Origin of the sequence: Paenibacillus timonensis (genome assembly GCF_022427145.1) — a bacterium.
GTDB lineage: Bacteria > Bacillota > Bacilli > Paenibacillales > Paenibacillaceae > Fontibacillus > Fontibacillus timonensis.
In genome coordinates this window covers 11,610-33,320 of sequence record NZ_JAKSXN010000040.1, presented here as the reverse complement: position 1 = coordinate 33,320, position 21,711 = coordinate 11,610, and the positions used below count along the sequence as shown (strand labels likewise).

18 protein-coding genes and 2 other annotated features (1 of these 20 cut by a window edge) are annotated in these 21,711 nt (G+C 55.7%); all 18 genes read left to right on the top strand.

Going from position 1 to position 21,711, the window contains the following annotated elements; translation table 11 throughout:
- The first annotated feature begins 9 nt into the window (after window positions 1-9).
- The 18 genes from hemL (at window position 10) to MJ257_RS16040 (ending at window position 21,571) form a co-directional block, all read left to right on the top strand.
- A complete protein-coding gene (gene hemL / locus MJ257_RS16125) occupies window positions 10-1,314 on the top strand; it encodes a glutamate-1-semialdehyde 2,1-aminomutase (RefSeq protein WP_240270218.1) in 1,305 nt (434 codons plus the stop codon).
- Window positions 1,311-2,243, top strand: a complete 933-nt coding sequence (locus tag MJ257_RS16120; protein WP_240270217.1) for an RluA family pseudouridine synthase — start codon at window positions 1,311-1,313, stop codon at window positions 2,241-2,243. Before hemL ends, MJ257_RS16120 begins: the two co-directional genes overlap by 4 nt.
- Before the next feature lie 206 nt (window positions 2,244-2,449).
- Complete coding sequence (locus tag MJ257_RS16115; protein ID WP_240270216.1) at window positions 2,450-3,871, top strand: LysM peptidoglycan-binding domain-containing protein; 1,422 nt, start codon at window positions 2,450-2,452, stop codon at window positions 3,869-3,871.
- Window positions 3,872-3,956: 85 nt separating this feature from the next.
- Window positions 3,957-4,216, top strand: a binding site (T-box leader).
- Window positions 4,217-4,349: 133 nt separating this feature from the next.
- The gene (locus tag MJ257_RS16110) at window positions 4,350-7,025 is read left to right on the top strand and encodes a valine--tRNA ligase (RefSeq protein WP_240270215.1); all 2,676 of its coding nucleotides are present in this window, start codon (window positions 4,350-4,352) and stop codon (window positions 7,023-7,025) included.
- 110 nt (window positions 7,026-7,135) lie between these two features.
- A complete protein-coding gene (locus MJ257_RS16105) occupies window positions 7,136-8,515 on the top strand; it encodes a bifunctional folylpolyglutamate synthase/dihydrofolate synthase (RefSeq protein WP_240270214.1) in 1,380 nt (459 codons plus the stop codon).
- 5 nt (window positions 8,516-8,520) lie between these two features.
- A complete protein-coding gene (gene murC, locus MJ257_RS16100; RefSeq protein ID WP_178021225.1) occupies window positions 8,521-9,897 on the top strand; it encodes a UDP-N-acetylmuramate--L-alanine ligase in 1,377 nt (458 codons plus the stop codon).
- Between the two features lie 176 nt (window positions 9,898-10,073).
- A complete protein-coding gene (locus tag MJ257_RS16095) occupies window positions 10,074-11,276 on the top strand; it encodes an SPOR domain-containing protein (protein ID WP_240270213.1) in 1,203 nt (400 codons plus the stop codon).
- 220 nt (window positions 11,277-11,496) lie between these two features.
- Entirely contained in the window at window positions 11,497-12,102 is a 606-nt protein-coding gene (locus MJ257_RS16090) for a Maf family protein (RefSeq protein WP_178021188.1), read from the top strand.
- A gap of 126 nt (window positions 12,103-12,228) precedes the next feature.
- Entirely contained in the window at window positions 12,229-12,918 is a 690-nt protein-coding gene (gene radC, locus MJ257_RS16085; RefSeq protein ID WP_178021190.1) for a RadC family protein, read from the top strand.
- A gap of 209 nt (window positions 12,919-13,127) precedes the next feature.
- Entirely contained in the window at window positions 13,128-14,162 is a 1,035-nt protein-coding gene (locus MJ257_RS16080) for a rod shape-determining protein (protein WP_178021192.1), read from the top strand.
- Between the two features lie 95 nt (window positions 14,163-14,257).
- Window positions 14,258-15,136, top strand: a complete 879-nt coding sequence (gene mreC, locus MJ257_RS16075; protein WP_178021195.1) for a rod shape-determining protein MreC — start codon at window positions 14,258-14,260, stop codon at window positions 15,134-15,136.
- Complete coding sequence (gene mreD / locus MJ257_RS16070; protein ID WP_240270212.1) at window positions 15,133-15,663, top strand: rod shape-determining protein MreD; 531 nt, start codon at window positions 15,133-15,135, stop codon at window positions 15,661-15,663. Before mreC ends, mreD begins: the two co-directional genes overlap by 4 nt.
- 78 nt (window positions 15,664-15,741) lie before the next feature.
- Window positions 15,742-16,401, top strand: coding sequence for a septum site-determining protein MinC (minC, locus tag MJ257_RS16065; RefSeq protein WP_240270211.1), 660 nt, complete (start codon window positions 15,742-15,744; stop codon window positions 16,399-16,401).
- Between the two features lie 3 nt (window positions 16,402-16,404).
- Entirely contained in the window at window positions 16,405-17,202 is a 798-nt protein-coding gene (gene minD, locus MJ257_RS16060) for a septum site-determining protein MinD (RefSeq protein ID WP_178021201.1), read from the top strand.
- Window positions 17,203-17,205: 3 nt separating this feature from the next.
- Complete coding sequence (locus tag MJ257_RS16055; protein ID WP_240270210.1) at window positions 17,206-18,351, top strand: FtsW/RodA/SpoVE family cell cycle protein; 1,146 nt, start codon at window positions 17,206-17,208, stop codon at window positions 18,349-18,351.
- Window positions 18,352-18,523: 172 nt separating this feature from the next.
- Window positions 18,524-19,441, top strand: coding sequence for a M23 family metallopeptidase (locus tag MJ257_RS16050; RefSeq protein WP_240270209.1), 918 nt, complete (start codon window positions 18,524-18,526; stop codon window positions 19,439-19,441).
- Window positions 19,434-20,291 (top strand): M50 family metallopeptidase, encoded by an 858-nt coding sequence (locus MJ257_RS16045; RefSeq protein WP_240270208.1) that lies wholly within the window; start codon window positions 19,434-19,436, stop codon window positions 20,289-20,291. Before MJ257_RS16050 ends, MJ257_RS16045 begins: the two co-directional genes overlap by 8 nt.
- A gap of 92 nt (window positions 20,292-20,383) precedes the next feature.
- Window positions 20,384-21,571, top strand: a complete 1,188-nt coding sequence (locus MJ257_RS16040) for an Rne/Rng family ribonuclease (protein ID WP_240270207.1) — start codon at window positions 20,384-20,386, stop codon at window positions 21,569-21,571.
- A 55-nt stretch (window positions 21,572-21,626) separates the two neighbouring features.
- Window positions 21,627-21,711 (top strand) — a sequence feature (ribosomal protein L21 leader region); it runs 3 nt beyond the window's last position.

The following is a 21,711-nucleotide window of genomic DNA, read 5'->3' as shown; positions in this document are numbered from 1 at the left end:
GGGGTATCGATGAGCAAGGAAACGATAGGCCGGAGGGGCGAGGAACGGTCCCGGCTGGCCTTCGAAGAAGCGAAGCAGGTCTTGCCCGGCGGCGTCAACAGCCCGGTGCGGGCGTTTAAATCCGTTGGTTTAACGCCGATGTATATCGAACACGGGAGCGGTTCCCGGATTTACGATATCGACGGCAACAGCTTTATCGACTACGTGGGTTCTTGGGGTCCGCTGATTATGGGACATGCCCATCCGGAGGTGGTTCGGGCGCTCCAGGAGACGGCTGCGAAAGGGACGAGCTTCGGTGCGCCGACGCTGCTGGAAACGCAAATGGCCAAGCTGGTAGCCGAGCGGGTACCGTCGATCGACGTGGTGCGCATGGTGAATTCGGGAACGGAAGCGACGATGAGCGCGATCCGCCTGGCACGGGGGTATACCGGCCGCAGCAAAATCATGAAATTCGAAGGTTCCTATCACGGCCATGCCGACAGCTTGCTGATCAAAGCGGGCTCCGGCGTCGCCACGCTGGGGTTGCCGGACAGTCCCGGCGTGCCAGAGGGCGTCGCTTCGAATACGATTGCGGTTCCTTATAACGATTTGGCCTCCGTGGAACTGGCGTTTGAGCGCTTCGGCGAAGAGATCGCCGGGTTGATCGTCGAGCCGGTGGCCGGGAATATGGGCGTTGTGCCGCCGCTGCCGGGATTCCTGGAAGGCCTGCGCCGGATCACTGAGCAATACGGCAGCTTGCTGATTTTCGACGAAGTGATGACAGGCTTCCGCGTTGGTCTGAATTGTGCGCAGGGACGCTTCGGCATCACGCCGGATTTGACCTGCCTCGGCAAAGTCATCGGCGGCGGTCTGCCCGTCGGAGCGTATGGCGGGAAGCGCGAGATCATGGAACAAATCGCGCCGAGCGGACCGATTTATCAAGCCGGAACGCTGAGCGGCAATCCGCTGGCGATGGTAGCGGGGTATACGACGCTGTCGCTGCTCACTCCGGAGGTGTACGACCGTTTAGAGGGTCTATCGGCGAAGCTGGAGGAGGGCTTTACCCGCAATGCCAAGGAACGAGGCATTCCATGTACGATTAACCGCGTTGGTTCGATGGTTTGTCCGTTTTTCACCGAGCAGAAGGTCATCAACTACGACACAGCGAAAACGAGCGACCTCGACCTGTTCCGCCGCTATTTCGCGGCGCTGCTTGAGCAAGGGATCAACGTGGCGCCTTCGCAGTTCGAGGGCATGTTCGTCTCGGGCGCGCATACCGACGAAGACATCGAATTGACGATCGAAGCGCATCGCTTGGCGCTGCAAAAGTTGTGAGCGGCAAGTTCACCTGGACGCGGCGCGGGGAATGGCTCGAGCTGATGCCCGGCAAGCTGCCTATGCGCGAAGGGCAGGACCGCTTGGATGCGGCGGCAGCCTGGCTGGAGGAGGGGCTGCAGGCCCCTCCCAAGCTGCTGCGCCGGCTGCGTGCCGAAGGCGGCGTCAAGCTCGCCGGTGACCGCTTAAGGCTGCTGGCGTTTCCGGCAAGGGCTTCGCAATATGCTCCGCTTGAGGCGGAGCTTCCGCTTTTATATGAGGACGATTTTTGCCTTGTCGTGCACAAGCCGGCAGGGCTTAAAGTCCATCCGGACGGCTCCGAGGGGAGCGCTTCCCGCGTAACGTCGGCTCCGCCGGACACGCTGGCTAACCGCGTCGCCGGATGGTTTGCCGGCCGCGGCGAACCGATCGCTGCGGCGCATATTCACCGGCTCGACGAATTTACGTCGGGTCCAGTATTATTCGCCAAGAATGAATACGCCCATTTGAAGCTGGACGAAGCGATGAGCCGCAAGGAAATCGGACGGACGTACATCGCGTTCGTGCAGGGCATCGTAAGCCCTAGGCTTAAGGTCATCGACCAGCCGATCGGCCGGGACCGGCATCATAACCAGCGGCGCCGGGCTTCTCCCGGCGGCAAACCGGCGGTAACACACGTGGAGCTGCTGGAGGTTTTCCCGAAGCACGACGTGAGTCTCGTCCGGCTGACCCTGGAAACCGGCCGAACGCATCAAATTCGCGTCCATCTGAGCGCGGAGGGGCACCCGCTCGTAGGCGATGCTTTATATGGCGGCAGTACGAAATGGCTATCCCATCAGGCGCTGCACGGGGAACGGCTGTCGTTCCCGCATCCGCTCTCCGGAGAAGCGGTGGAGGTCGACGATCCATGGCCCCCGGCCTTGACCCGCTTGCGCGATCTCTTCAGTTAACGAACCGACCGGCGGATGGGCGGCCAGGGCGGCCGCATTGCGCAATTGTTCATCGCTCAACCCCTTGGAAGTCAAGGCTTGTCGGGCGTACGGGCAAAAAGCTGGCATGCACTCCTTTTTGAAGCATATAGATTAAACGAGGATGATTTGGATCATGATTCATCGATTTTAAATCAGGTTTGGATATGCTGAAAGGAGGTAACGTGTTGGCTGATCAATCCTATGGTCTCAGGTTTGATATTTACGAGCGCATACATCTTTCTGAAGATGTGATCGGCATTGAAGAGTTGGAGGAGATCGAGCTTTATCCGAAAATCCAGGTGATTCCCGGGGAAGAGTATGCCGCGTTGCGCGGCCATTTGCTGTTGTCGGGGTTGTACCGGGGAGAAGGAGAAACGCGGGAGCTGGCGCACTATATTCCCGTAGAAATTACGATACCGCTAAGCCGGGTGAACCGGTTGGAGGATATCACGGTCGAAATCGAAAATTTTGACGTTGACCTGCTCAGCTCGCGCAGCTTGAATATTACGGGCGTATTGTCGCTTCAAGGAGTGGAAACCTCTTCCTTGTTATCCGAACAAGAGGCCTGGAAGGATCGGGAGTTTACGACGGCGCATGTCGTACCGGCCATCCGCGGCGATGAACCGGAATCGGATGCGGAATCGGACGCCGCGGAATTGGGTGCCTTCGATCAGGAAGAGGAGCTTGAGCCGGTAACCACGGCGCCATTGCTTGCGGAAGAAGTGCGTCAAGAGCCGGCGTTCTCCTGGAATTCGCTAACCCGCGAAGCTGCGGACATGGAACCGGAACCGGAACTGCAAGAGGCGGAGGTTCCTCAAGTTCCTCAATTCGCTTCGTGGCAGGCGTTTCCGGACGATGTGCTGATCGCCCAAAAACGAAATGCGGACGAGCCGCAAGAGGTCCTCTCTTGGACCGAGGACGTTTCGGCGTTCCAGGAGACCCATCCTTGGGCGGACAAGGAATCCGATGCGGACTTTGGCGCTGCGGTGGAGACATTTGCCGAAAACGCGGAGTCGGACGCAAACGTATGGTTTAAGGATGAAATTCGCCCATCGGCCGAATCCCAGTCGACGGAACGGGCCAGCGAAGCTGTGGAATCGGAATCTGAAACTGCCGAGGCCGAGACGCCTTCGCCCGATGCAGGCGAGTCGCCCCACGAGGCGGCGGGCGAAGCAGCCGTCGAACCGGAAGCAGCTGCCGAAGCCGATCAAGGGGCTAATGCCCAGCCGGAAGAGAAGAAGGAAATGAAGATCGCCCTCGGCGCCAAGAAAGGCGGCGATGAAGGCGGCAGGGAGACCTTCGGATTAACGAAGCTGATCTCCTCTTCCTCCCGAGTGGCCCAGGAAGCGTTGGAGAATGCCTCGGACCTGTCCAGCCTGAGCGCAGGCGAAGAACAAGGGGAAGGCGAAGAACTGCGGTGGAAGAATCTGTTTATCAGCAGCGAAGATCAAACTCCTTTCCGCAAAGTGCGGTTGGTCATCGTGCAGCGCGAAGAGACGCTGGACGATATTGCCCAGCGTTACCACTTGAGCTCTCGGGAGCTGCAGCTCTATAACCGGCTCTCCGAGCACCAGGTCAATGAGGGTCAAATTTTGTACATTCCTTAAACCTACGTCCGCGAAAAAAGGCGGATTGTTGACTCCCGTTCCTTTCCAAGTTATGATAATATAGATTAAAGCAATAAGATATATGGCAAAGACTTGGAACGGGAAGAGTAGGCAGCATACCCTTCAGAGAGCGGAACCCATGGCTGAGAGATTCCGCAGGACATGTAGCTCGCCGAAGTCGCCCGGGAGTTGTCCGTTTGAGCACCTTGAAAGCGGGTTAGAACGGGCCGGTAGCAGCCGTTATCTGCATGAGTGTCGCATATCATGAGCCGGTTGCCGAAGGAACCGGAAGCCGATGTGCGAAACAAAGGTGGTACCGCGAAAGTAAAGCCTTTCGTCCTTTGAGACGAAAGGCTTTTTTTGTTTTTCTTTGGCAGCATGAAAACGGCGGTCCCCTTACAGAAAAAGGGGCATGGATGCCGGACGACTATCTTGGGTATGCCAAGGCTATGCTTATTTGTAACGGAGGTTGAATAGGATGACAGAAAATCAAGGTCAACAAGCCTCGTCGGCGGAGATGCCGACGACATACGATCCGAAAGCGGCGGAGCAGAAATGGTACCGCTATTGGTTAGAGAGCGGCTTCTTTAAAGCCGGACAACGTCCGGACGCCAAACCATTTACGATCGTCATTCCGCCGCCCAACGTAACCGGGATGCTGCATATCGGGCATGCGCTCGATTTGACGCTGCAGGATATTTTGACCCGCACCAAACGGATGCAGGGTTATGACGCTTTGTGGTTGCCTGGGATGGACCATGCGGGGATTGCCACCCAAACGAGAGTGGAGCAGCGGCTAAGAGAGCAGGGCGTGACGCGGTACGACCTCGGGCGCGAGAAGTTCCTCGATCAAGTATGGGCCTGGAAGGACCAGTATGCGGAAACGATTCATGAACAGTGGGCCAAAATGGGCGCTTCCCTCGATTATTCGCGTGAGCGGTTCACGTTGGACGAGGGGCTGTCGCAGGCGGTTCGCGAAGTGTTCGTCAAGCTCTATGAGAAGGGATTGATTTACCGCGGCAAATATATCATTAACTGGGATCCGGCGGCGCGCACGGCGCTCTCCGACATCGAGGTGGAATACAAAGAGGTTAACGGCCACCTGTACCATCTTCAGTATCCGTTGAGTGATGGAAGCGGCCATATCACCGTAGCGACGACGCGTCCCGAGACGATGCTCGGCGATACCGCCGTGGCCGTTCATCCGAAGGATGAACGTTACCGCCATCTGGTCGGTAAAACGCTTCGCCTCCCGATCGTCAATCGCGAAATTCCGATCATTGCCGATGAATACGTAGAGAAAGAGTTTGGCAGCGGCGCCGTGAAAATTACGCCAGCGCACGACCCGAATGACTTCGAAGTCGGCTTGCGCCATAACTTGCCGCAGATTAACGTCATGGACGAAACCGGCACGATGAACGGCGAAGCCGGTAAATATCAAGGGTTGGACCGCAGCGAATGCCGCAAGCAAATCGTTAAGGATTTGCAGGAGATGGGCGTGCTGATCAAAATCGAGGACCACGTGCACCAGGTCGGCCATAGTGAACGGACCGGCGTCGTAGTTGAGCCGTATCTGTCAACGCAATGGTTCGTGAAAATGAAGCCGCTCGCGGATAAGGCCATCGAAGCGCAGAAATCGGGCAAAGGCGTTAATTTCGTTCCCGATCGATTCGAGAAAACGTATTTGAATTGGATCGAAAACGTGCGTGATTGGTGCGTTTCCCGTCAATTGTGGTGGGGACACCGCATTCCGGCCTGGTACTGCGATGAGACCGGTGAAATGGTTGTAGCCCGCAGTGAGGAAGAAGCAAGGGCCAAGCTGGGACGCGACGATCTGAGACAAGATGAGGACGTGCTGGATACGTGGTTTAGCTCTGCGCTTTGGCCGTTTTCCACGCTGGGCTGGCCGGATGAGAACAGTGCGGACCTCAAACGCTATTTCCCGACGTCGGTCCTTTCCACCGGTTATGACATCATTTATTTCTGGGTTGCCCGGATGATCTTCACTTCTCTCGAATTTACCGGCGAGGTTCCTTTCAAGGATGTGTTGATGCATGGCCTGGTCCGCGACAGTGAAGGACGCAAAATGTCCAAGTCGCTTGGCAATGGCGTTGACCCGTTGGAAGTCATCGAGAAATACGGCACCGATGCGATGCGCTATATGTTGTCTACCAGCAATACGCCGGGGCAGGATTTGCGCTTCCGTTGGGAGCGTGTTGAGCAAGCGCGCAACTTCGCCAACAAGATCTGGAACGCTTCCCGTTTCGCTTTGATGAATCTGGAAGGCGTAGCCTACGAGGATATCGATATCAGCGGCGATCTGTCGACGTCCGACCGCTGGATTTTGCACCGGATGAACGAAACGGCTAAGGAAATTACCCGCTTGATCGATGCTTACGAATTCGGGGAAACCGGACGGCTGCTGTACAACTTCATTTGGGACGATCTGTGCGACTGGTATATTGAGTTCGCCAAGCTGTCGCTGTACGGGGAAAATGCCGCTGCCAAGAAGAAAACCCAGTCCGTGCTGGCCTACGTGCTCGATCGCACGCTGCGTATGATCCATCCGTTTATGCCGTTTATTTCCGAGGAAATATGGCAGCATTTGCCGCATCATGGCGAAACGATTATGCTTGCGGCCTGGCCGGAATACGACTCTTCGTTGGAAGCGCCGGACGCCGTCCAAGAGATGAATCTGCTGATCGACGTCATTCGTGCCGTACGGAATATCCGCGCGGAAGTGAACGTGCCGATGAGCAAAAAAATCGAGCTGGTAATCAAGCCGGGAAGCGCGGAAGTGCTGGAAGTGCTGGCCCGCAACGAACATTACGTTCGCCGTTTCTGCAACACGTCGGAATACGAAGCTTCGCTGAACGCGGCCGTGCCGGATAAGGCGATGACCGCCGTCGTGACCGGAGCCGAGCTGTTCTTGCCGCTGTCGGGCCTGATTGACATCGGCCAGGAAATCGAACGGCTGACGAAGGAGCTCGACAACCTGAACAAGGAAGTGGAACGTGTCGAGAAGAAGCTGGCGAACGAAGGCTTTGTGGCGAAAGCGCCGGCGAAGGTGATCGAGGAAGAGCGCGCCAAGATGGCCGATTATTCCGAAAAACGCGACAAAGTGCTGGCCCGGATTGCAGAGCTGAAGGGTTAAAACTTGACTACCGCTTTCAATAAAAGTTCAAAAAGTTAGGTTTGGAGCACCGAAGCTTATGCTTCCATTTCGAATAAAGGTTTAACCACTAATTGATGAAGGTGACTGACATGGGGGATCGAACAGATGAAGGAATACGTCCGTTGCCGCTGAACAGTTATGCTGAAGCGGTCGATTGGATCAACGGGCTGCTGCCTTTCGGCATCCGGCCCGGCTTAGAACGGATCGAGCTCATGATGGAAAGGCTAGGCCATCCCGAGCGGAGGCTGAAGTTCATTCATGTGGCAGGAACGAACGGGAAAGGCTCCTCCTGCGCTTTTTTGACCCGGACGTTACGGGAATGCGGTTATCATGTGGGGACGTATACGTCCCCTTACATCACGAAGTTCACTAACCGCTTCCAGTATGATGAGGAGGATATCCCTGAAAATGCGCTACTGGAGCTGGCGAACCGCGTTGCTCCTTTAGTAGAAGAAATCGCCGATACCGAGCTAGGTTCTCCGACCATGTTCGAAGTGAGTACGGCCATCGCGATTTTGTATTTTGCGGAAAAGTGTTACCCCGACGTGGTAGTATGGGAGACCGGGCTTGGGGGAAGGATGGATGTGACCAATATCGTGACGCCGATCGTTTCATTGATTACGAATATCGGCTATGATCATATGGACGTCCTTGGCGACACGATTGAACAAATCGCCCGTGAAAAAGCAGGCATTATCAAGGCGGGCGTGCCCGTGGTCAGCTGCGTCGAGCAGCCCGAAGCGGTCGCCGTGCTGAAGGAAACGGCGGCTGCCAAGCATGCAACCCTCTATCTGATGGGCGAGAAGTTCCGATACGAGCGGTTTGCGGTAGATGCGAAAGAGCAGCAGTTGCGTTTCAAAGGTCCATTCCGGGATATGGATTTTACGATTCGCATGCTGGGGGAACATCAATGCAAGAACGCCTCCGGCGCCATGATGGTGCTTGAAGTGTTGCGGCAGTATATGGCTTTCCTCCTCGAGGATGAGCAGGTGCAGGACGGTTTCCGCACCACTTTTTGGGCGGGACGTCTGGAGGTGGTTCGTGAAGAGCCGCGTCTGGTGCTGGACGGCGCGCATAATCCGGAAGGCGCCGCTTCGCTTGCGCAAAGCCTGCCGGAAGCCTTCCGTTACCGCAAACTTCATTTGATGATGGGGATGCTGGCCAATAAGCATCATCACGGCTACTTGAAGCATATATTACCAATAGTGGATACGCTTATTCTGACCGAGCCCGATTTTCGCCGGAAAATGGACGCCGATGCGTTGTACGAACTCGTGGCCGAACTTCAGGGGACGGAAGCGAAAGCGGATTTGGAAATCATCGTGGAACGTGACTGGAGAAAAGCCCTTTCGCTTTTGGAGTCACGGACGGAACGGGAAGATCTTGGGGTGGTAACCGGCACGTTGTACTTGATCTCGGACGTGCGGGCGGCCCTTTTGCATCAAACCGATTCTGAAAAAGGCTGGTGACCATTTTGTTAAATACGACCGAACAACATGTACATTTTATCGGCATCGGCGGTTATGGCATGAGCGCCATCGCCCGCGTGATGCTGGAAATGGGTTATACCGTCACGGGATCGGACGTTGCCTCCCAGGAATTGACAGAGAAGCTCGCCGCGAAGGGAGCGAAAATTTACATCGGCCACACCGCCGAACACGTGCATGGGGCGGACCTGGTCGTTTACTCGACGGCGCTGCCGAAGGATAACGTGGAGCGTCTGGAAGCTCAGGAGCAAGGAATACCGGTGCTGCACCGCTCCCAGATGCTGGCCCGGCTGTTGAATGAACGGACCGGCGTCGCCGTGGCCGGCGCCCATGGGAAAACGACCACCTCATCGATGATCGCGCTCGTGATGGAGCATTGCGGGACGGATCCGACCTACATTATCGGCGGGGAAATTATGGACATGGGCACCAATGCCAAAGCAGGACAAGGAAAATGCGTCGTTGCGGAGGCGGACGAAAGCGACGGCTCTTTCCTGCAGTACCATCCTTCGCTTGGCGTGGTGACCAACATCGAAGCGGACCATCTGGAAAACTACGGCGGCGATTTCGGCCAGCTGAAAGATGCTTACGTTCAATTCCTGAACCAGATCAAACCGGACGGCAAAGCGGTGGTTTGCGGCGACGACCGCAACGTGCGGGAGCTGCTGCCTCAGGTTCACAGCAAGACCATAACGTATGGCATCGAAACCGGCTGCGATTATACGGCCCACGAGATTGAGCTGGGGGACCGCTGCGTAACCTTTAAAATGAAACAAGGCGACCGGGAGCTTGGTACGGTGGAGCTATCCGTGCCCGGGCGGCATAACGTCTACAATGCCATGGCTACCGTCATCGTATGCATGGAAGCCGGCATTCCATTTCCCGAGATTGCAGAGGCTTTGCGCCACTTCCATGGAGCCAAACGCCGTTTCCAGGTGCTGGGGGAACAAAACGGCATCCTGATCATCGACGACTACGCTCACCATCCGACGGAGATTCAGGCAACGATCGCAGCCGCCAAAGCGACCGGTAAACGGATCATCGCCGTGTTCCAGCCGCAGCGTTATACGCGGACCTTCTTCCTGCTGGATGCGTTCAGCCGGGCGTTTGGAGAAGCGGACGAAGTGATCATTACCGATATTTACTCGCCGGCCGGGGAAAAAGCGATCGAAGGGGTACATTCCTCCAAGCTGGTCGAGTTGATCAAGGAGAACAGCAACGCCGGCGCCCGGTATTTGCCGACGAAGCAGGACGTGCTTGCCGATTTGCAAAACCGGTTAAAGCCTGGCGATCTCGTGCTGACGATGGGGGCAGGCGACATTTATAAAGTCGGCTACGAGCTGGCGAAAGGGTTGTCCAGCTAAAGCTCACGCCGATTTTCTCGTACAAAACGGTCTTCACCGGGTCTCGTATGCCCGGGGAAGGCCGTTTTTTCTGTTGCGCCAAGGCGAACTTTGCTTGCTTGCCGGCAGGCTTGGCATATCAGGCGATCCGCGCTCATATGGATAGGGTAGAAGAATGGACAAGGAGCGTGCGGACCGTGAACAAAGCCAAAATGACATTCCGGTTTGACGGGGAAGGCCGGGAAATCCGGCCGGAGCTGCCGCTGGAGATCGCAGAGACGCCGAATCGGGAGGCGAGACCCCGTTATCGAGCCGTCGAGACGGTGGAGGAATGGGGAGATCCTTTTACGGACCATACGGGAATGGGATTAACCGTATTTCCGGGCGGACGGGATCGCGACCTGCGCCAAGAGACGAGAGAAGCCGTTCAGGCTGACTCGGAAATCGGATACAGTATGGATGTCGTGCCCGCTTCCGACGATTGGGAGGAAATGTACGGGAAGGACCCCTGGCAGGCCGAATGGCAGGAGGAAGCTCCTCCCACCTATACTCGTCCCCACCGAACCTCATGGTGGAAGGTTGCCGGCTCTTTGACCGGGGCAATCGTGACGGGCGCGCTGTTCGGATTTGTCGTACTTTCCTTATTTAATCAGGATATCAAGCTCCCCATACCGGGAATCGGCGAGCCAAAGCAGGCCGATACGGGAGAGTCTGCAAGCGTGCCAGCCATGGGAGACATTGAAGAGGGGACGATCCCGGAAGAGAACGTCCCTCTCATCAGCGTCGCGTTGCCGGAGCAATCCTACTATTTCTTGCAGTACGGCGTGTTCAGCACGGCACAGGGCGTGCAGCTCGCACAAGAGGAACTGCAAGCTTCCGGCATTGCCGCCGCCCGGGATACCGTCGACGAGAAGCGGGTGTATGCCGGGGTCTCGACGGATCGCGAGCAATCGAAGCTGCTCAGCGGCCAACTGAAGGCAGCCGGCGTGAATCTGATTTTGCACGAGATCTCATTCCCGGCAGCGGCCAACGTCCAATTTGCCGGAGAACGCGAGGCCTTGGAAGGGTTCATGGCGCAAAGCGCAGAGCTGGTTGACCTGCTCAGCACCTCGTCCGCTGCGCTGCTCACCGAAGCGGATCCGCAGACCCAGCGGCATGCGGAGCTAGAGCAGCTAGGCGCCAAGCATCAAGCTTGGACGGAAAGCGCTTCGGCAATTCGCGGCAAATGGTCGGCGGCCGGAGCCCCCTTGGCCGGCGAAATGGAGAAAGCGATCAATGGGGCGGTCGAAGCCATGGGCGAATACCAAAAAAGCGGCGCCAAAACGCTGCTCTGGGAAGTGCAAAACGAGATGATGCGCTTCATCATGGCTGAGCAGTCTTTGGTCGATGCCGGAGTCTGAACCGAAACCGCGACCGCAAGCAAAAGACAGGGAACTGGTAAAAGTTGCCCCTGTCTTTTTTGTGTTTGCGCCCGGGGCTAAAATAATCTTATAATAGGTTAGTGTCAAAAAATGGCGGGGATGACAGCAATCCGCTGTCGAATTCTTATCCATTTTTTACTAACTGATGCTTGTAACCATTTAGGACATCAAATCGTCTTTTCAAAGGAGAGTTTCCGCATTGGATACCGCACATTTGCGCCGGATCATACTTGCTTCCACCTCACCTCGCAGGCGTGAATTAATCGCGTCGCTGGCGATCCCTTTCGAGGTCGTACCGAGCCATACGGACGAATCTTATGAAGAGACGTTATCGCCGGAGCAAATCGTGATGGAGCTTGCCGCGCGCAAGGCGGATGCCGTTTACCATGGGCTGGACCCGACGGCGGACCGCAATGCGGTGATCGTCGGCAGCGATACGATCGTGGTTCGCGACGGCGACGTCTTGGGCAAACCGCGGGATGTGCAAGAAGCCGCGGACATGCTGAGGAGCCTGCAGGGACGAGAGCATGCGGTGTATACCGGCGTGGCTTGCGTGGACGCCTTGACCGGCACACGCCAAGTCGACTGCCGGGCGACGACCGTCACGATGAAGGCGTTGACCGAAGCGCAAATCCAGGCTTATGCCCGCAGCGGGGAAGGATTGGATAAGGCGGGGGCGTATGCCATCCAGGGTTTGGGCGCTACGATCGTGACCGGAATCGAGGGTTGTTATTTTAATGTCGTTGGTTTGCCCTTGTCGCTGCTTGTCGACATGCTGAAGGAATTCGATATTCAGGTGTTGTAAGCCGGGAAGTTAGGCTTGCCGCGAAGGCAACATCGGGAAGTGATAAAGCATATCCTTCCGAACTTAGGACGGGCAATCCGGCAACGCCGGGATGGGCCCGAGACCATTCGGAAGCGGGGGATAACGATGGAACAACCTCCCTATATGCTGCGTGATCTTCCTACTGAGGAGCGGCCAAGGGAACGAATGATCAAATACGGAGCGGGCGCGCTCAGCCAGGCCGAACTGCTGGCCATCTTGCTGCGCACGGGCACGCGCCAGGAATCGGCGGTCCATGTGGCCCAGCGGCTGCTGACCGGCGTGGGCGGACTCCGCGGTCTGGTGGATGTCAGCCTGGAGGAAATGACCAAGCTGAAAGGCATCGGTCCGGCCAAAGCGATTCAGCTGAAGGCGGGGATCGAGTTGGGGCAGCGTTTGGCGAAGACGCGGTTGCCGGAGCAAGGCACCATCCGCAGCCCGCAGGATGCGGCCGAGCTGCTGATGGAGCAAATGCGCTATTTGCAGAAAGAGCATTTTGTTTGTCTTTTTTTGAATACGAAAAATCATATCATTGCTCAGGAGACGCTTTCCATCGGAAGCCTAAACGCTTCGATCGTGCATCCGCGCGAGGTGTTCCGCGCCGCGATCAAGTGCAGCAGCGCTTCCGTCGTATGCGCCCACAATCATCCCAGCGGCGATCCCAGCCCGAGTCCGGAGGATATTCGGATGACGCGCAGACTGTGTGAAGCCGGGGAAATCGTAGGCATCGACGTGCTCGATCACATCGTGATCGGGGATGGGAAATTCGTCAGTTTGAAGGAGCGGGGCTTGATGTAACCGCGCGTGATCAAATAGATGACCGGCAAGATGAAGCCAGGGGCTGAGTAGCGGAGCGTAGACAAATCTACGTGAGCAACGGAAGACCCGGCTGAATTCAAGATTCGCTGTCGCAAACGCTTCAGTGATTAAACTTCGTGATCGGAAGATGACTTTTTGAACAACCTCTAATATAATGGGTTAGATACAGAAGGAAAGGAAGAAGCAGCATGTTGGGTGGCTTTACGAAAGACTTGGGTATTGATTTGGGGACGGCAAATACGCTGGTATATACGAGAGGCAAGGGAATTATCGTCCGCGAACCATCGGTGGTAGCGATTCATACCGATACGAAAAACATCGTGGCCGTCGGCGAATCCGCCAAGAAGATGATTGGCAGAACTCCAGGCAACATTCGGGCGATCCGTCCGATGAAGGACGGTGTGATCGCCGATTTCGATACAACGGCAACGATGATTAAATATTTTATCAGCCAGGCACAGAAGCAGCGTTCGCTGTTCCAACGCCACCCGAACGTGATGGTTTGCGTTCCGTCGGGCATCACGGCCGTTGAGCAGCGGGCCGTGGAAGACGCGACGAAGCAAGCCGGCGCGCGCGAGGCCTATACGATCGAGGAGCCTTTCGCCGCGGCGATCGGCGCGGATTTGCCGGTGTGGGAACCAACCGGCAGCATGGTCGTGGATATCGGCGGCGGGACGACGGAAGTCGCGGTGATTTCCCTTGGCGGGATCGTCACCAGCAAATCCGTACGCGTCGCAGGCGACGAAATGGATGAAGCGATCATCCAATACATCAAACGCCAATACAATCTGATGATCGGCGAAAGAACCGCCGAGCAGCTTAAAATGGATATCGGCTCCGCGCTTGCGTTGGAGAAAGTCGAAACGATGGAAATCCGCGGACGCGATCTCGTGACGGGTTTGCCGAAGACGATCACGATCACTTCCGATGAAATTTCCGATGCGTTAAGCGATACGGTTGGCGCGATCGTTGACGCCGTGAAAGTAACCTTGGAGAAATGCCCGCCGGAATTGGCCGCGGACATTATGGACCGTGGAATCGTGTTGACCGGCGGCGGCGCGCTGCTGCGCAACCTGGATAAACTGCTGGCCAGCGAAACCGGCATGCCGGTCATCGTGGCGGAGAATCCGCTCGATTGCGTGGCCATCGGCACGGGCCGTGCCTTGGATAATATCCACCTATTCAAATCGAAAAGTAGTTCAGCCCTTCGTTCCAAACGATAATTTCGCGTGGAAGAAGGCACCCCTGATATTAAAGCGGCGCCGTCCTGAATTGGACGGCCTATGCCGTTTTTCCAAGAAAAATGTATGGTTGGAGGGTGCGAAAACTGTTTAAGCTGCTTGGCAACAAAAGATTGTTTATTTTGTTGATGGGACTTATTTTATTTATTGCGGTAATGGGGTTTACGTTAGGGCCAAGAACCAACTTGTCCTGGCCGGAGAAATTCGTGAAGGACACGGTTGGCTTCGTGCAATACGTGTTTTACAAGCCCGCTAGCTATGTAGCGGGCTTATTTGAAGATATTTCGAATCTCCGTGCGTTGCAAGAGGAGAACGAGCAACTCAAGATCGCTTTGGCGCACTATACGCGCGACAAGGCGACCTATAACTGGATCGAGCAAGAGAACAAGCGATTGAAGGATGAGCTCGACTTTACGGAAGCACAGAAGAGAATGTATGACTACACCTGGAAAATAGCCCAAGTCATCAGCGTCAACGATGATCCCGTTAATCGCACGATCGTCGTCAACCTGGGGGCTCGGGAAGGCGTCAAGGAGGGAATGGCCGTTTCTTCCGAGAAAGGGTTGGTCGGCGTGATCAGCCATGTCAGCAACTTTACGTCTACCGTCCGTCTTGCCACCTCGATGGATGCCAAGGACCCGAACTCCAACGGGATCGCCGTTACGGCGCAGGGGAAGGAAAACGACGTGTTCGGCATGATCGAAACGTTTGATCGCGAGCAGGGGATGTTCCTCATGACGCGCATTGAGGACGCTACTCCGCTGAAGGAAGGGGATGTCATCGTCTCCTCCGGAATCGGCGGCGTGTTCCCTCGCGGGATGGTCGTGGGTACCGTGAAGGACATCCAGGTTGGCGAATACGGATTGACGTACACCGCTACGGTGGAACCTGCCGCTAACTTTACCGACTGGAAGGAACTGTTTATCGTGTTCGAACCGGAAGGTGAAGGCGAGTGAACAAGCGCAAACTGATTCTTTACCTGCTGATGTTCCTGTTGTTCATTCTGGAGGGCACTTTGGTCCCTTGGCTGGTCCCGTCGGCATGGCAGTCGCGGATCGCCCCGCACTTGGTTTACGTGGTCATTCTTTATTTTTCCGTTTATGAGAACCGGCATTCGGGGCTGATCCTCGGCCTGGTGTTCGGGATACTGCATGACATCGTTTTTTACGGCGCGCTGATTGGCGCTTACTCCTTCGCCATGGGGTTGTCCGGCTATTTGCTCGGACTCCTGTCTCGCAACCAACGGGCGCCCCTGCCGCTGATGATGATCGTCGTGCTGCTGGGCGGTCTGCTGCTGGATTCGATCCTGTTCGGCACGTATTCACTGTTCGAATTAATCCACCAGCCGTATACGTGGGCCCTGAAAAACCACATCGTTCCGAACGTCTTCGTGCAGTTCGTGTTTGCTCTGGCGATTTACGTGCCGCTCAGGCGGCAACTCGAAATCATTACCCGCAGACGCTCTCCCGAGGAGAACGCTTGACTTCCCGCTTATTTTGCTTGCCATAAGCAGGAACTTTTCCGCTCCGGCGCGAATTGATTAGGGGGGAGGGACAGGCTAATGACAGTAAAATCCAACCACGTGACGATTAAAGGCGTAAAAGATGGCCTGGTTTTCCTGCTGGACGACAAATGCGATTTTTCAAGTCTTCTGGAGGAACTGAAATATAAATTGGAGTTTAGCCATCAACATATTTTGACCGGGCCGATCATCCACGTCGATGTGAAGCTGGGGATGCGACTCGTCACCGAGGATCAGAAAGAAATGATTCTTGATATATTGAAGCAAAAAGGCAACCTGCTTGTCCGCTCCTTCGAGATGCCGGAAATAGTCCGTGCGGATGCGCCGGAGGCTTTGACGACGATTGCGGGCATCGTCCGCTCGGGGCAGGTGCTGCATCATGAAGGACACCTGCTGTTTATCGGCGATGTGAACCCCGGGGGGACGATTCGCTGTACCGGCGACATTCTGATCCTTGGCGCGCTGCGGGGCATGGCCCATGCGGGATTCGCGGGCAACGAGAATTCGGTCATCGCGGCTTCGTACCTGTCTCCGACGCAGCTCCGGATCGCGGAGACGATCAGCCGCCCGCCGGATGAGTGGGAGAACCGGGAAACGAGCATGGAGTTCGCTTTTCTACGGGAAGGAAAGATGCAGATCGACAAAATCATCAATATGACCCGGGTGAGACCGGACCTTAACGTGTTTAAAGGGGTGTGAATCATGGGACAAGCTATCGTAATTACGTCGGGCAAAGGCGGGGTCGGCAAAACGACCACCTCGGCCAATATCGGAACGGCGCTTGCGCTGCTGGGGAAAAAAGTCTGCTTGGTGGATACGGACATCGGTTTGCGGAATTTGGACGTGGTTATGGGACTCGAGAATCGGATCATTTATGATTTGATCGACGTGGCCGAAGGCCGCTGCCGCTTGAATCAAGCGCTGGTGAAGGATAAGCGGTTCGATGAGCTTTATATGCTTCCGGCTGCGCAAACGAAGGACAAAAACGCCATTTCGCCGGAACAGGTCAAGGATATCATTCTAGAGCTGAAAAAGGAATTCGAGTTCGTCATTATCGACTGCCCGGCCGGGATTGAACAAGGCTTCAAGAACGCGATTGCCGGCGCGGACCAGGCGATTGTCGTCACGACGCCGGAGCACGCCGCGGTGCGTGATGCGGACCGCATAATCGGTCTGTTGGAGAACTCGCATATCGCTTCGCCGAAGCTGGTCGTGAACCGGATCAAGATCAATATGATGAAAGCCGGGGACATGCTGGATATCGAAGGGATTTTGCAGGTGCTGAATATCGATTTAATCGGGATCGTACCGGATGACGAGCTGGTCATTAAAGCGGCCAACAGCGGGGAACCGACGGTCATGAATCCGGATTCCTCGGCGGCGATCGCCTACCGCAACATTGCGCGGCGGATCTTGGGCGACACCGTGCCGCTCATGCTGCTGGATCAGAAGAAGGGCGTATTTACGCGCTTCAAGAAGTTTTTTGGAATGGGTGGATAACCGTTGTTTTTTAAACTAAGAAAAGTGGACTGGCTGATGGTGGGGATACTCGCTTTGTTTATGCTGTTTAGTACCCTCCTGGTGCGCAGTGCCATCGCTCCTTACGAATCGGAATTTCAGGGTTACGATCTCAAAACGGTCATTTTTTACTTGCTGGGATTTGTTGTCGTATTCGGCATGGCTTTAGTGGATTACCGTACCCTGCTTCGCTACAGCTGGTATGTTTACGGGGCGGGCTGCGTGCTGCTGGTGCTGGTCTATCTGTTCGCTCCGGAAATCAACGGGGCGCGCAGCTGGTTCCGGATCGGGGGGTTGCAATTTCAGCCGGCCGAATTGGTTAAGATTATTCTGATCCTGACGACGGGATATTTACTAGGCAAAAGAATGGGGCAACCGCTTCAATTCCGGCGCGACATCATTCCGATCACGCTGGTGACGCTGCTGCCGTTTTTTTTGGTGCTGATTCAGCCGGACTTAGGGAACGCCATCATCTATTTGGTCGTGCTGGTGGGAATGCTGTGGATCGGCAATGCGAGATACAGCCATGTCTTGATCGCGTTGACCGCCGCCGTGGCGGCCTTGATTCTGTTCGTTACGTTGTTTAACGCCTATAACACGCAGATTCAGGATTATTTGGAGAAACATCAGAAGCTCCACTGGTATCAGCGGATCAATACGTTCATCAACCCGGACCAAGCGTCGAGCGACGATCGCCATCAATCGAACTACGCCAAGATCGCCATCGGCTCCGGGGGATTGCTCGGCGACGGTTACATGAAAGGCGACTTGAAGAACAAAAAATTCGTTCCGTATCCGTATTCGGACTCTATCTTCGTCGTCGTTGGCGAGGAATTCGGGTTCATCGGGGCTTCGGTGCTGCTGTTGCTCTACTTCTTGTTCATCTATAGGATGATCTTGATCGCCCTGCATTGCATCGATAAACGGGGAGCCTACATTATCGTCGGAATCGTAGCGATGTTCCTGTTCCAGATCTTCGAGAACGTCGGGATGATGATCGGACTGATGCCGATTACCGGGATTACGCTTCCGTTCATCAGTTACGGGGGAACCTCGCTTTTAATCAATATGTTATGTATCGGACTGGTGTTCAGCATTATGCTGCATCAGGAGAAATATAAGGTCGAATAGGACGAACCGGTGCCGGGGGCATCGGTTTTTTTTGCGGAACGGGCTTGTTCATATTCCCTCCCTCCGGCTCATAAGTATAATGTACAGGCCTGCCCGGAAGATCAAGCAGTGGCAGGTACGGATGACCGATGTGACAAACACGAACTGTGCATTGGACCGGAGGGATGAGAGCATGGACGTGAAATCAAATGTCAAGAAACGGAGAGCGGAGCGGATTCGCCAGTTGACGATGGAAGATGCCGCCGGTCCGTTGCCGTTGGAACAAGGATGGGAAACGGCACCCGGACGGGCCGCGATCCCGCGGCGGGATCAATCGCCGCCAAAGGCGAACGTAGAGCGTGCGGATATCGCCGGTCCCGATCCCGATCCCGATCCCGAACGGTTATGGAAACGCGGGCAAGGCCGCTGGGAGGATCCCTACGGGAGCGCCTACGGAAGCCGGAACGAGGAACCGCTAGTTCCCGGGCCGGGGAGACGGTCTACATTTTGGTCTGCGATGTTCGTCCGACTGGTAATCAGCGCGCTCCTGTTTGCGGCGATTTGGGGGATAAACCGATATGAGCCGTCCTGGTCGACGCCGATTCGCGCGTTTATTGCCAAGTCGCTTACCGTGGAGATGGATTTCCAGGCGGCCCAAGCCTGGTACGAGCGTTATTTCGGCGGGGCGCCGTCGTTTATTCCGATATTCAAAACGAATGAAGATCACGGACTTCGGGTAGGGGCCGCAGCCGGTTTTTCGCCTCCGATCGCCGGCAACCTGGCCAGTCCTTTCGCCTTGAGCTTAAAAGGAGTCGAAATCATTCCCGACACCGGCAATGCGCAGGTCAAAACCATCGAGACCGGACGGGTGCTCCGCGTAGCCCGCGATGCCGTTACCGGGCAGACGGTGACGGTGCAGCACGCCGGGGGGTACGTCTCGGTGTATGGACATTTGGAGCAGATCTCCGTCGAAAAAGGGGACTGGCTGGAAGGGGGCGATGTTCTGGGCAGCCTTCCGCCGTGGACGCAGTCGCCATTGCCGACGCTCTATTTCGCGATCAAAAAAGATGACCGGTATATCGATCCGGCGGATGTGATTCCGTTTGATTAAATGGCGCGGCATCGCGATTTCCTTTCATCCTTTTTTCGTCATCATCATGCTGCTGTCCGTGCTGACCGGTCACTTCCTGGAACTGCTTGCCTTATTCGCGATCGTGTTCGTTCATGAAATGGGCCATGTGTTTGCCGCCCGCATGTACGGCATTAAGGTCATATCCGTCCAAATGCTTCCGTTCGGGGGCGTGGCGGTCATGGAGGATGCGGGGGACATCACGGCCGGCCGGGAGATCGTCATCGCTTTGGCGGGACCGCTGCAGAACGTTTTGCTGATCGGCGCCTCTTTGCTGCTTCATGTTGCCGGAATGTGGGACGGGCCGTTTTTGAACTATTTTATCCAAAGCAATCTGTTGATCGCCTTATTTAACCTGCTGCCCATCCTGCCGCTGGACGGCGGAAAAATCTCGCAGGCGTTATGCAGCCTTGCGATGCCTTACTACGCCACGCTGATCTGGTCTTACCGCATCAGCCTGCTGTTCAGCGCCTTGCTGCTGGCATATTCCTTCCTTCCGCTGTTGCTCGGGCTCGGGGGGATGCAATTGAATCTTTTGATGATCGGCCTTTTTCTGCTCTATTCCAATCTGACGGATTATCGGAACATTCCCTATCGTTTTTTGCGTTTTCTGGTGAACCGGGACCGTAGCTTCTCCAGGCATCTGCTGACCGGGACTTTGGCCCAGCCGATCGTTGCCGACAAAACGAAACCTTTGGATCATATTTTGCGTCTATTTAAAAGAGAAAAATACCATTTCGTTTATGTGATGAACCACCAAGGGAACATCGTGGCGGTCGTGCCGGAACAGCGAGTGATTTCCTCTTTCTTACAGGGGAGTTCCGGGGCTTGAAGCGCGAAAGTCGTGATATAATGGAACGGGCATGTTACTTGATAATGTTGAGTTCATGATCATTGGATGACGAACGTATGAAGGGTGAGATCATGAAAAGGATGATTGTTCACTGCGGACCCGGCTCTACCGAAATCGCGCTTCTGGAGAACGGCAAACTGGTGGAATATGCGGCAGAGCGTTCTCAGCATAGAGGGCTGGTTGGCAGTTTCATTAAAGGCAAGGTGGTTAATGTCATTCCGGGCATGCAGGCCGCTTTTGTAGATATCGGACAAAAAAAGAATGCGTTTCTCTATATCGACGACGTGCTGCACCCTCATTTGGAAAAGCAACCGAAGCAGAAGCCGTCGATCGCCGAGCTTCTGAAGCCAGGCCAAGAGCTGGTCGTGCAGGTAGTTAAAGAGGCCATCGGCAATAAAGGCGCGCGGGTGACGACCCATTACTCCTTGCCGGGACGTTGGCTCGTTTATATGCCGACGGCCGGTTATGTTGCCGTTTCCAAGAAGATCGGGCGCGAAGAGGAGAAAAACCGCCTTAAGCTGCTGGGCGAGGAGCTCCGTCGTGAAGAGGAAGGGCTGATTCTGCGTACGGTCGCCGAGGAAGAAGACGGAGAGGCGATAGGCGAGGACCTCGCGCAATTGCGCAAGCAGTGGGCCGCCATCTTGGAGAAAGCGAAGCATGCGGCGGGGCCGGTCGTGCTTCACCAGGATTTAAGCATGATCCAACGCTTGATGCGCGACGTATACAGCCCGGAAACGGACGAGCTGATCATGGATTGTCCGGAGCAGGCCGAGGAGGCGCTTGCCTTCCTGCAGGCGATGCTGCCGGGGGAGACGCCACGCGTCATTGTTTATGACGGCGCCGCGCCATTATTCGATCATTATGAGGTGAAGCCGCAGCTGGAGAAGGATTTTCAGCGGAAAATCTGGTTGCCGGGAGGCGGCTATCTGGTGTGGGACACCACCGAGGCGTTAACCGTCATCGATGTGAATACCGGCAAGTTCACCGGGGGAGACAACCTGGAGGACACGGTATTCCGCACGAATCTGGAAGCCGCGCAGGAAATGGCCCGGCTCATTCGGCTGCGGGACACCGGCGGCATCATCATCGTCGATTTTATCGACATGGACAGCGACGAGCATCGGTCGGCCGTGTGCGAACGGCTGGAGCAAGCGCTGTCCGGCGACCGAACGCAACATCATATTTTGGGCTGGACGAAACTTGGTTTGCTAGAAATGACGCGAAAACGAATGCGGGAAGAGAATATGGTTATCAGTTGATTTTTTACGAGGTACATGATAGTATATTAGGGTATGTGTCATGAGTTAGCTTGTGCACATGCTGCAACCGCTCCGATCGGGTTGACAAGTCCGCTGGACCTTGCGTCTATCGGCACCTGAATCAGGCGAGTCTGAGACAT